This window comes from Streptomyces sp. NPDC002776 (genome assembly GCF_053592195.1).
On record NZ_JBSFVG010000018.1, the window covers coordinates 147,366 to 160,909 of the forward strand.

At 72.0% G+C, this 13,544-nt stretch carries 1 protein-coding gene; it reads left to right on the plus strand.

The window, feature by feature from the left end; genetic code table 11:
- Positions 1–240: 240 nt before the first annotated feature.
- Positions 241–13,544: SDR family NAD(P)-dependent oxidoreductase (locus ACWD11_RS29720; RefSeq protein ID WP_451286663.1), on the plus strand; the 13,304-nt coding region annotated here is incomplete at its 3' end.

Below are 13,544 nucleotides of genomic sequence, written 5' to 3' on the forward strand. Positions count from 1 at the left end.
GTGCCCGCGGAACATGAGATCAGGGGTTGGGTCATCCCTCAGGGGTTCTTAGTGTGGGGCCATCTTGGCCGGAGCAACGGGGTGACGAAAAGGCCGGGCCACAGAACCACCGCACCACTTGTCCGGGTGGCCGGAACTCCGCGTTTCGAGCCACCCGGGATCGGTGCTCCGCTCCCGGACACCTCACCTCGGTCCGGTCCGAACCGCTACTCGGCTCCGCGTTACGGGAGCCGAGCGTCAATGGGAGACCTGGTGGCGAAGACGGGAAGTTCTGTCGGACACGCGAACTCCGCGGACGCGCACGCGGCACAGCCCGAGCGGATCGCCGTGATCGGCCTTGCCTGCCGGTTCCCCGGCGCCCCGGACCCCGCTGCCTTCTGGACACTGTTGCGCGAAGGCCGCGAGGCGGTGACCACCACCCCACCCGAACGCTGGGACGCGAACGCCCACTTCGACGCCGATCCCACCGCCAAAGGCAAGATCAACACCACGCGGGGCGGCTACCTGGACCAGGTCGACCGCTTCGACGCCGCCTTCTTCGGCATCTCGCCCCGCGAGGCCGCCGCCATGGACCCCCAGCAGCGGTTGATGCTGGAACTGGGCTGGGAGAGCCTGGAGGACGCCGGAATCCTCCCCGACACCCTCGGCGACCGCAGCACCGGCGTCTTCGTCGGCGCCATCTGGGACGACTACGCCTCCCTGCTGCACCGCCAGGGCGCCTCGGCCATCGGCGCGCACAGCGTCACCGGCCTGCACCGCAGCATCATCGCCAACCGCCTCTCCTACACACTCCGGCTCAGCGGCCCGAGCATGACCGTCGACACCGGCCAGTCCTCCTCCCTGGTCGCCGTCCACCTCGCCTGCGAGAGCCTGCGCAGCGGCGAGAGCGACATCGCCCTCGCGGGCGGCGTCAACCTCAACCTCATCCCCGACAGCACCATCAGCGCCGCCAAGTTCGGCGCCCTCTCGCCCGACGGCCGCTGCTACACCTTCGACACCCGCGCCAACGGCTACGTCCGGGGCGAGGGCGCCGGTCTCGTCGTACTCAAACCCCTCTCCCGCGCCCTCGCCGACGGCGACCACGTCCTGTGCGTGATCGAGGGCAGCGCCACCGGCAACGACGGCGGCGGCGAGGGCCTGACCGTCCCCACCTCCGAGGGCCAGCGCCGCGTCCTCACCCAGGCGTACCGGCGGGCCGGCATCGACCCCACCGGCATCCAGTACGTCGAACTGCACGGCACCGGCACCCGGCGCGGCGACCCCGTGGAGGCCGCCGCGCTCGGCGCCACCGTCGGCACGGCCGCCCGGGCCGCCGGCCGCTTTGTCGCCGTCGGCTCCGTCAAGACCAACATCGGGCACCTCGAAGGCGCGGCCGGTATCGCCGGACTCCTCAAGACCGTCCTCGCCCTGCGCCACCGCCAGTTGCCCGCCAGCCTCAACTTCGAGCAGCCCCACCCCGACATTCCCCTGGACGAGCTGGGACTGCGCGTCCACACCGCGCTCGGCGACTGGCCCCGGCCGGACGAACGGCTCCGCGCCGGAGTCAGCTCCTTCGGCATGGGCGGCACCAACTGCCATGTCGTACTGGCCGAGGCCCCGGCCGCACCACCCTCACCGGCCGCCGATTCCGAGCCCGCCGCCCTCGAGCCCGTTATGCCTGCTGGGCCCGCTGTACCCGTCGCCTGGCCGCTGTCCGCCCGTACCGCCACCGCCCTGCGCGCCCAGGCCCGACGCCTCCGGGAACATCTCGACACCCACCCCGAGCACACCGCCGCGGACCTCGGCCACTCGCTGGCCACCATCCGGACCCCCTTCGCCCATCGCGCCGTCGTCCTGACCCCCGACCGCGACCGGGGCGCCAAGGCCCTCGCCGCCCTCGCCGCCGGCCGCCCCTCGTCCGACGTGATCCGCGGCACCGTCACCGAGGGCGGCACCGCCGTCCTCTTCTCCGGCCAGGGCAGCCAACGCCTCGGCATGGGAGGCGAGTTGTACGCCGCCCAGCCCGCCTTCGCCCGCGCGCTCGACGCCGTCTGCGACCACCTCGACCCCGAGGTCCGCGAGCTGCTCCTCACCGCCGAACCCACCCCCGCCAACTCCGCCCGCCTGGACCGCACCGCCCTCACCCAGACCGCCCTCTTCGCCCTCGAAGTCGCCCTGTACCGCCTCGCCGAATCCCTCGGCATCACCGCGGACCACCTGCTCGGCCACTCCGTCGGGGAACTGGCCGCCGCCCATGTCGCCGGGGTCCTCTCCCTCGCCGACGCCTGCATCCTCGTCACCGCACGCGGCCGGCTCATGCAGGCCCAGCGCGAGGGCGGCGCCATGGTCGCCCTGGAGGCCACCGAGGCCGAGGTCGGCGCCGAACTCGCCACCGTCGGCGGCCACATCACCATCGCCGCCGTCAACAGCCCCGGCGCCTGCGTCGTCTCCGGCGATGCCGACGTCGTCACCGCGTACGCCGCCACCTGGGCCGAGCGCGGCCGCAAGACCCGCGCCCTGCGGGTCAGCCACGCCTTCCACTCCGCCCACATGGACGGCATGCTGGAGGAGTTCCGCGCCGTCGCACGGGACCTCACCTTCCACCCGCCCACCCTCCCCGTCGTCTCCAACCTGACCGGCCGTCCCGCCTCCGCCGACGAACTGTGCGACCCGGACTACTGGGTACGACACGTCCGCCGAGCCGTGCGCTTCGCCGACGGCGTCGATTGGCTGCTGGACCACGGCGTCACCACGTTCCTGGAGCTCGGCCCCGACGGCACCCTCACGGCCATGGCCCGCGAATGCCTCGCCGCCCGCCCCGACGACGGCCGCCCGGCGGACACCGCCTTCCTCACCGCGTTGCGCCGCGACCGCCCGGAGCCGCAGACCCTGCTCGCCGCGGTCGCGGGACTGCACGTCCGCGGAGCCGCCCCGGCACTGCCCGGCCTCGCCGCCGGCCCGGACGCACGCCGCGTACCCCTGCCCACCTACGCCTTCCAGCGCAAGCGCTACTGGCTGACGGGAAGCGAGAACGCCGGTACGGGGGACGGGCACACCGCCTCGGCACCCGCGCAGGACACCGGAACCGTCCCGGCGGGCGGTGGCCCCGCCACCACCGACGCGGGCGATGGCTCTGTCATCACCGACGTGAGCGATGGCCCCGCCACCGGCTGGCGGGCCCGTCTCACCGGGCTCACCAGCACCGCCGAGCAGACCCGTGCCGTCCTCGACCAGGTCCGCGAGGACATCGCGATGATCCTCGGCCACAGCCCCGACGACACCGACACCCTCGACGTCACCTGGACGTTCAAGGACCTCGGCTTCGACTCCCTCACCTCCGTCGAACTCCGCGACCGGCTCGGCGCCGCCACCGGCCTGCGCCTGCCCTCCAGCCTCCTCTTCGACCACCCCACCCCCACCGCCCTCGCGGACCGTCTCCGCGCCGAACTCCTCGGCGTCACGGACACCCCCCGCACCGCGCACCCCACCACCGCCCACACCGGCGAGCCCATCGCCATCGTCGGCATGGCCTGCCGCTACCCCGGCGGCATCGCCTCCCCCGAAGACCTGTGGCGCGTCGTCCGCGACGGACTCGACGTCGTCTCCCCCTTCCCCGCCGACCGCGGCTGGGACATCGACGCGCTCTACCATCCCGACCCCGCCCACCACGGCACGAGCTACACCCGCGAGGGAGGCTTCCTGGCCGACGCCGCCGGGTTCGACGCCGAGTTCTTCGGTATCTCGCCGCGCGAGGCGCTGGCCATGGACCCGCAGCAGCGCCTGCTGCTGGAGACCAGCTGGGAGGCGATCGAACGGGCCGGTATCGCCCCCGGCTCGCTGCGCTCCAGCCTGACCGGCGTGTTCGCCGGAGCCATGTCCCAGGACTACGGAGACCGGCTGCACGAGGCCGCCGAACCCGTCGAGGGCTTCACCCTGACGGGCAACGCCGCGAGCGTCGTCTCCGGCCGCCTGTCCTACGCCCTCGGCCTGGAGGGCCCGGCCGTCACGGTCGACACGGCCTGCTCCTCGTCGCTGGTGGCCTTGCACCTCGCGGTGCAGTCGCTGCGGAACGGCGAGTGCGACCTCGCCCTGGCGGGTGGTGTGACGGTCATGCCCACCCCCGGCATGTTCGTGGAGTTCAGCCGCCAGCGCGGTCTCGCCGCCGACGGCCGGTGCAAGCCCTTCGCGGCGGCGGCCGACGGCACGGGCTGGGCGGAGGGCGTCGGCATCCTGGTGGTGGAGCGCCTGTCGGACGCGCGCCGCAACGGTCACCAGGTGCTGGCGGTGGTACGGGGCTCGGCGATCAACCAGGACGGCGCGTCCAACGGCCTGTCCGCCCCCAACGGTCCCTCGCAGCAACGGGTGATCCGCGCCGGACTCGCCAACGCCGGGGTCCCGGCCACCGAGGTGGACGTGGTGGAGGCCCATGGCACGGGGACGACCCTGGGCGACCCGATCGAGGCGCAGGCGCTGCTCGCCACCTACGGCCAAGGGCGAGAGCCTGAGCGGCCGTTGTGGCTGGGATCGGTGAAGTCGAACATCGGGCACAGCCAGGCCGCGGCCGGCGTCGCCGGTGTCATCAAGATGGTGATGGCGATGCGGGCTCACGTGCTGCCCCGCACCCTGCACGTGGACGAGCCCACGTCCCACGTGGACTGGGCGGCAGGCCATGTCTCCCTGCTCACCGAGGAACGGGAATGGTCGGCGGACGGCCACTCGCGCCGGGGCGCGGTGTCGTCCTTCGGCATCTCCGGGACGAATGCGCACGTGATCCTGGAAGAGGCGCCGGTTGAGGCCGGGTTGGGTCCGGTCGTGGTCTCCGGTGCTGGGGGGTTGTCGGGGTCGGCGGTGGTGCCGTGGCTGGTGTCGGGGCGTACGGCTGGGGCGTTGGCTGCGCAGGCGGGGCGGTTGGCGGGGGTGTCGGGTGAGCCGGTGGATGTGGGCTGGCAGCTGGTTTCTGGGCGTACGGCGCTGGAGCACCGGGCGGTGGTGTGGGGGCGGGAGCGTGCTGAGCTGACGGCTGGGCTGGAGGCGCTGGCGTCGGGCGGTGCGGCCGGCAATGCCGTGGCCGGGGTGGTGGGTTCGGACGCGGGTGTGGTGTTCGTGTTCCCCGGCCAGGGGTCGCAGTGGTTGGGGATGGGGCGGGGGCTGCTCGACTCCTCGCCGGTGTTCGCGGGGCGGATCGGGGAGTGCGAGGCGGCGCTGGGGCCGTTCGTGGACTGGTCGCTGACCGAGGTGCTCACCGGTGACGATGACGCGTGGATGTGGCGGGTGGACATGGTCCAGCCCGTTTTGTGGGCCGTGATGGTGTCACTGGCGGCTGTGTGGGAGTCGTTGGGCATCGAGCCCGCTGCCGTGATCGGTCACTCGCAGGGGGAGATCGCCGCTGCTGCGGTGGTCGGTGCGTTGAGTCTGGAGGATGCGGCGCGGGTGGTGGCGCTGCGGTCCGCCGCGATTCGGGATGAACTGGCCGGTCGTGGTGGGATGTTGTCGCTGGCGACGGGTGCTGAGCAGGCTTCGGCTTGGGTGTCGTCGTACGGTGATCGGGTCTCGATAGCCGTCTATAACGGTCCGGATGCCACGGTGGTGGCCGGTGATCCGGAAGCCCTGGATGAGATCTCGGCGCGGGCGGAGGCCGCTGGTGTACGGGCCCGGCGGGTTCCGGTGGATTACGCCTCGCACTCCGCCCACGTGGAGGACATCCGTGAGCGGCTGCTGGAGGCCCTAGCCCCGGTGGTGCCGCAGGTGTCGCGGGTGCCGATCATCTCCACGGTCACCGGTGGCCTGTTGGACACCGAGACCATGGACGCCTCGTACTGGTACGAGGGCTTGCGTCAGCCCGTGCGCTTCACCGAAGCAGTGCAAGTGGCGCTGACACAGAAACACTTGCGGCTCATCGAGGTGAGCGCGCACCCCGTGCTCACCATGGGCGTGCAGTCGATTGCCGAGGCTGCGGAGAAGCGGGTCACGGTCGTCGGCACCCTGCGTCGGGACGAGGACGAGGACGCCCGCTTCCTCGCGAGCGCGGCCGAACTGTGGGTCCACGGCACCGACATCGACTGGTCCGCCGTCTACGCGGGCCGCGTCGTAAGCCATGTCGACCTGCCCACCTACGCCTTCCAACACCAGCGCTACTGGCTGGAGCCCAGCACGGGCACCGCCGATGTCAGCGGTGCAGGGCTGGCCGCAACCGATCATCCGCTGCTCGGGGCCGCGATGAGCCTCGCCGCCGGGGACGGCGCGCTTCTGACGGGGCGGCTGTCTCTGCGCACGCACCCCTGGCTCGCGGACCACGCGGTCGCGGGTACGGTCCTCTTCCCCGGTACCGGGTTCGTGGAACTGGCGATCCGCGCCGGGGACGAGGTCGGCTGCGGCTGCCTCACCGAACTCACCCTCCAGGCGCCGCTGTTCCTCCCCGAAAGCGCCGGAGTGCGGGTGCAGGTCGTCATCGGGGACGCGCAGGGCGACGGACAGCGCTCGATCGCGGTGTACTCCCGTCCCGAGGACGCCGCTCCCGACCAGGAGTGGACCCTGCACGCGGAGGGCACCCTCGGCGCCGAGGAGCCGGGGGCGGGGGCGGCCCCCTCGGTCGACATGGTGGCCTGGCCTCCGGTCGGTGCCGAACCGGTGGACATCAGCGACCGGTACGCCCGTCTGCGCGACACCGGCTATCACTACGGGCCGGTGTTCCAGGGGCTGCGTGGGGTGTGGCGGCGTGGTGACGAGGTTTTCGCCGAGGTGGTGCTGGAGGAGGGGCAGCAGGGCGAGGCGGCCAGGTTCGGGATCCATCCCGCTTTGCTGGACGCGGCGTTGCATGCGGTGTTGCCGGTGGACGGCACCCAGACCCGGCTGCCGTTCGTGTGGTCGGGTGTGTCGTTGTCGGCGGTGGGGGCGTCGGCGGTGCGAGTGCGGCTGGCTCCGGTCGGAGAGGGCGCGGCGTCGGTGTGGGTGGCCGATACCGAGGGCGCTCCGGTGGCCTTCGTGGAGTCGCTGGCGCTGCGTCCGATTGCGGTGGAGGAGCTGGAGAAGGCGGGTTCCGCCGTACGGGACGCTCTGTACCGGGTGGAGTGGACTCCCCTCGCCGCTGCGGCCGGGCAGGACGAGCCCGGTTGGGCGCTGCTCGGCGACGCCGACCCGTTCGGCTTCGGGGTTCCCTCCTTCGGCAGCCTGAACGAGATCGCGGACGGTCCAGAAGTACCCTCCGTGGTGGCTGTCCCCGTGGACGGCGGCGGCTCCGGATCCGCCGACGCCGTTCACCGTGCCGTGCTGAACACCTGGGAGGTCGCCCGAGCTTGGCTCGCGGACGAGCGGTTCGCCGAGTCGCGTCTGGTGGTGGTGACGCGGGGTGCCGTGGGAACGGACAGCGGCGGGCCCACCGATCTCGCGGCCTCGGCGGTGTGGGGGCTCGTGCGCTCGGCCGAGGCGGAGAATCCCGGGCGGTTCGGCCTGCTCGACCTGGACGTCGACACCGATGGACTCGCGTCTGTCCCTGTTGCGTTCGGGGCGGGGGAGTGGCAGATCGCGGTGCGCGGCGGTCACGTACTCGCCCCACGCCTGGCCCGCTCCACCGCCTCTGCCGGGCCGGTCGACTTCGGTGACGGGGCGGTGCTGGTCACGGGCGGTACCGGGACGCTGGGCGGGTTGGTCGCCCGGCATCTGGTGGCGGAGCATGGCGTGCGGCGGCTGGTGCTGGCCAGTCGTCGGGGGCCCGCGGCTCCGGGGGCGGCGGAGTTGGTGGCCGAGCTGACGGCCGCGGGTGCGGTGGCCGAGGCCGTGGCATGTGATGCCGCCGATCGTGAGGCGTTGGCGGCGCTGCTCGCCTCGCATCCCGTCACGGGCGTGGTGCATCTTGCGGGCGTCCTGGACGACGCCGTGGTCACCGGGCTGACCCCTGGGCACTTCGACCGGGTCCTGCGTCCCAAGGTGGACGCGGCCGTGAACCTGGACGAGCTGACGCGGGGCCTCGACCTCTCCGCCTTCGTCCTCTTCTCCTCCGTCGTCGGCGTCTTCGGCGGCCCCGGACAGGCCAACTACGCCGCTGCCAACACCTACTTGGACGCCCTCGCCCAGCGGCGCCGGGCCGAAGGGCTGCCCGCGACCTCCATGGCGTGGGGGCTGTGGGCCGACGCCAGCGGGATGACCGGGCACATGGACCAGACCGCCGTCGCCCGCATGGCGCGCGCCGGCATCGTGGGCATCCCCGCCGACCAGGGCCTGGCCCTCTTCGGCGCCGCGCTCGCCACGGACGAACCGCTGCTCGTCACTGCCAGGCTGAGCACCACTTCTGTACGCGCCCAGGCCGCCGACGGTGTCGTACCGCCGCTCCTGCGCGGGCTGGTGCGGGGAGCCGCGCGCCGCACGGCGACCGGCCTCCAGGGCGGCGCTGCCGCCGACTCGCTCACCCGCAGGCTGGCCGGGCTCTCCCGCGAGGAGCAGCAGCACGAACTTCTCGGTGTGGTCCGGTCCAGTGTGGCGCTCGTGCTGGGGCATGCCGCGGACCGGACGGTCGACACGGACCGGACGTTCAAGGAGCTGGGCTTCGATTCGCTGCTGGCGGTGGAGCTGCGGAACCGGCTGGGTGAGGCGGTGGGGCTGCGGCTTCCGGCGACGTTGGTGTTCGACTATCCGACGCCGGCGGCGGTGGCGGGGCTGCTGTTGAGCGAGCTGGTGGGAGCGGCCGACGGGGTGGACTCCGGTGGTGCGGCTCCTGTGGTTGCCGCTGGGGTGATGGATGATCCGGTGGTTATCGTCTCGGCTGCCTGCCGTTATCCGGGTGGTGTGTCGTCGCCGGAGGATCTGTGGCGGTTGGTGGCGGACGGCCGGGACGCGGTCGGGGACTTCCCCGACGACCGGGGCTGGGACTTGGAGGACCTTTACCACCCCGACCCGGCGCACGCCGGTACCACTTACTCCCAGCAGGGCGGATTCCTTTACGACGCCGCCGAGTTCGATGCCGGTCTGTTCGGGATCTCGCCGCGTGAGGCGGTGGCGATGGATCCGCAGCAGCGGTTGCTGTTGGAGACGTCGTGGGAGGTGTTCGAGCGGGCGGGCATCGCGGTGGACTCGGTGCGGGGCAGCCGTACCGGAGTTTTCGCGGGCGTGATGTACCACGACTACGCCAGCCGACTGCACCACGTCCCGGAGGAGGTCGAGGGCTACCTCGGCACCGGCAGCTGGGCCAGCGTCCTGTCCGGCCGCCTCGCCTACACCTTCGGCCTGGAGGGGCCTGCGGTCTCCGTCGACACGGCGTGCTCCTCCTCACTGGTCGCGCTGCACATGGCCGTTCAGGCGCTGCGGAGCGGTGAGTGCGACATGGCGCTCGCCGGCGGTGTCACTGTGATGCCCACCCCCGGCACCTTCCTGGAGTTCAGCCGTCAGCGTGGGCTGGCCGCGGACGGTCGCTGCAAGTCGTTCGCGGCTGCGGCGGACGGTACGGGGTGGGCCGAGGGCGCGGGTGTGCTGCTGCTGGAACGGTTGTCGGACGCGCGTCGCAACGGCCATCAGGTGCTGGCGGTGGTGCGGGGTTCGGCGATCAATCAGGACGGTGCGTCGAATGGTCTTACGGCGCCCAATGGGCCGTCGCAGCAGCGCGTGATCCGACAGGCACTGGGCAGCGCTGGGCTCTCCACCGTTGATGTGGATGCGGTGGAGGCGCACGGCACGGGTACGACGCTGGGTGATCCGATCGAGGCGCAGGCGCTGTTGGCCACCTACGGTCAGGGGCGTGAGGTGGATCGGCCGTTGTGGCTGGGGTCGGTCAAGTCGAACATCGGGCACGCGCAAGCGGCTGCCGGTGTCGCGGGTGTCATCAAGATGGTGATGGCGATGCGGGCGGGGGTGCTGCCGCGCACGCTGCACGTCGATGAACCGTCCCCGCACGTCGACTGGACGATGGGCTCCGTCGAGTTGCTGACCGAGGGTGTCGAGTGGCCCGAGACAGGTCGTCCGCGGCGGGCTGCGGTGTCGGCGTTCGGCATCGGCGGGACGAATGCGCACGTCATTTTGGAGGAGCCGCCGGAGGTCGCGGAGGAGGTGGCGTCTCCGTCTCCGGTGGGTGGGGTACTGCCGTGGGTGTTGTCCGCCGGGTCCGCTGAGGGGTTGGTGGCGCAGGCCGGGCGGCTGTCCGGGGTGGTCGGGGCGCTGGATCCGGTGGATGTGGGGTGGTCGCTGGCGACCGGTCGGGCCGGGTTGGGGCATCGGGCGGTGGTGTGGGGGCGGGACCGTGCGGAGTTGACGGCGGGGCTGGCTTCGGTGGAGTCGAGCGGCGGTGTGGTGGACGGTCGCCTTGCGGTGTTGTTCACGGGGCAGGGGTCGCAGCGGGCGCGGATGGGTGCGGAGCTGGCGGCTGAGTTCCCGGTGTTCGCCCGGGCGTTGGATGAGGTGTGTGCCGGGTTCGAGGGGTTGCTGCCGGAGTCGCTGGCGGACGTGCTTTCGACCGATACCGACCTGTTGGACCAGACCGTGTTCACGCAGGCTGGGCTGTTCGCGGTGGAAGTGGCGCTGTACCGGCTCGCGGAGTCCTGGGGTGTTCGTCCGGACTTCGTGATGGGGCATTCCATCGGTGAGTTGGTCGCCGCGTATGTGGCGGGGGTGTTCTCGCTGGAGGATGCCTGCCGCCTGGTCGCTGCCCGCGGTTCGTTGATGCAGGCGCTGCCCGAGGGCGGGGCGATGCTCGCGGTGCAGGCCGGTGTCGAGGACGTTCGCGCGGAGCGGGTTGATGTGGCTGCCGTCAACGGGCCTACGTCGGTGGTGGTTTCGGGCGCCGAGGCGGATGTCGAGGTGGTGCGGGAGCGGCTGACGGCGGCCGGGGTCAAGACGCGGCGGCTGGCGGTCTCGCACGCCTTCCACTCCTCCCTGATGGAGCCGATGCTGGCCGACTTCTCCGAGGTGGCCGCGAGCGTCGACTACGCCGACCCCCGCATCCCGGTGGTGTCCAACCTCTCGGGCCGGGTGGCGGGCGAGGAGATCCGTACCCCCGAGTACTGGGTACGGCATGTCCGCGAAGCGGTCCGTTTCGCTGACGGGGTCGCTGCGCTGGCCGAGTCCGGGGTGACGAAGTTCCTGGAGCTGGGCCCCGACGCCACGTTGACCGCGATGGCCGCCGAGAGCGTCGAGGGCCTGTTCGTCCCGGCCACCCGGCGGGGCCACGCTGAGGTGGAGACGTTCACGCAGGCCCTGTCCCAGCTCTGGGTCAGTGGCGTCGACGTGGACTGGGCCGCCCTCTTCGAAGGCCGCAACCCGCACCGCGTCGACCTGCCCACGTACCCCTTCCAACGCGAGCACTACTGGCTGACCGATGACGCCACGACGGGTGACCCCGTCGGGCTCGGGCTTGGTGAGGCCGGGCATCCGTTGTTGGGTGCGGCGGTTCCGTTGGCGGGTGGGGACGGGGTGTTGCTGACGGGCCGGCTGTCGACCCGTACGCATTCCTGGCTCGCCGATCACGCGATGGCGGGGACTGTGCTGCTGCCGGGGACGGCCTTCGTGGAGCTGGCGGTGCGTGCCGGTGACGAGGTCGGTTGCGGGAGTGTGCGCGAGCTGACGCTTCAGGCGCCCCTGGTCCTGCCTGAACAGGGTGGTGTGCAGATCCAGGTCGTCGTCGGTGCAGCCGAGGAGGACGGGCGGCGCCCGATCACCGTGTACTCGCGTCCCGAGTCGACCGAGGCCAGTGGTGCGTGGACGCTGCATGCGGAGGGTGTGCTTGCGGAGGCTCCGGTCGCGGCGTCCGCGGATCTGTCGGTGTGGCCGCCTGCCGGGGCGGAGCCGGTGGATGTGTCCGGGTTCTACGCGGAGGCCGAGGCTGCCGGTTATGTCTATGGGCCGGTGTTCCAGGGTCTGTCGGCCGTCTGGAGGCTGGGCGACGAGGTCTATGCCGAGGTGGAGCTGGCTGAGGAAGCGCATGGCCGGGCGGGGGCGTTCGGGGTGCATCCGGCGCTGTTGGACTCGGCGCTGCATGCGGTGCTGGCGACCTCGGAGTTGGGAGAAGGGCTGCGGCTCCCGTTCCTGTGGGAGGGCGTGTCGCTCCTGGCGTCCGGTGCCACCGTCGCTCGCGTCCGTATCGCGCCCCTGGGTGGGGACACGGTCTCCGTGGAGCTGGCGGACGCGACCGGCGCTCCGATAGCCGTAGCCGAGTCGCTGATGCTGCGTCCGGTGGCCATCGACCAGCTGGCCGCAGCGGCCACGAGCGGCCCCGACTCCCTCTACCGGCTGGAGTGGACGCCGGCTCCGGTCGCCGACGCCGGTTCGCTGCATCCGACGCGGTATGCCGGAATCGACGCCCTACTCGCCGCACTCGACGCGGGTGACGCGGCCCCCGAGGCGGCGCTGGTCGAGGTCTCCGGCGCCGGCGACGGCTCAGAGCTCGCCGACGCTGCCGCCCGGGTCACTGCTGAGGTGCTGGCGCTGGTGCAGGGCTGGTTGGCAGAGGAGCGGTTGGCCGGGTCGCGGCTTGTCGTGGTGACGCGGGGCGCGGTGGCGACTGACGGCGGTGACCTCGCTGATCTGGCGACCGCATCCGTATGGGGGCTCGTGCGGTCCGCGCAGTCCGAGAACCCTGGCCGCATTGTGCTTCTCGACGCCGATCAGGCCGTCGAGGAGGCCGCTGTAGGGGCGGCATTGGCCAGTGGTGAGCCCCAACTGGCATTCCGTGAGGGCCGGGTGCTGGTGCCGCGTCTGGTGCGCGCGGCCGGGTCGGGCGGGAGTCTGGCGGTTCCGGCGAGGGAGTCCGCGTGGCGGCTCGATACGTCGGGCACCGGCACGCTGGAAGGGCTGGCTCTGGTTCCGGCACCGGGGGCGTCCGCGCCGCTGGAGCCCGGTCAGATACGGATCGCCGTCCGCGCGGCCGGGGTGAACTTCCGCGACGTACTGATGAGCCTCGGGATGTACCCGGGGCGCCCTGTGCTGGGCAGCGAGGCCGCGGGTGTTGTTCTCGAAGTGGGGGAGGACGTCTCCGACTTCGCCCCTGGCGACCGGGTGATGGGTCTGGTCCTGGAGAGCTTCGGTCCGTTGGCGGTGGCGGATGCGCGGGTGGTGGTCCGTGCGCCGGAGGGGTGGTCGTTCGAACAGGCGGCGACCGTGTCGGTGGTGTTCTTGACCGCGTATTACGGGCTGGTGGATCTCGGTCGTGTGCGGGCCGGGGAGACGGTTTTGGTGCACGCGGGTGCGGGTGGGGTGGGGATGGCTGCTGTGCAGCTGGCCCGTCATCTGGGTGCGCGGGTGCTGGCGACGGCGAGTCCGGGGAAGTGGGAGGTGCTGCGCGGGCTGGGGCTTGGGGATGACCAGATCGCGTCGTCGCGGGATCTGGGGTTCCGGGAGACTTTCGCCGGGGTGGGTGTGGATGTCGTGCTGAACTCGCTGGCCGGCGAGTATGTCGACGCCTCCTTGGACTTGTTGACCTCTGGTGGCCGTTTCCTGGAGATGGGCAAGACGGACGTCCGGGGGGCTGTGGAGCAGCCGGGTGTTCAGTACGTCGCGTTCGACATGCTTGATGCGGGTCCGGTGCGGATCGGCGAGATGTTGCGGGCGTTGATGGGGCTGTTCGAGTCGGGTGTGCTGGAGCCGTTGCC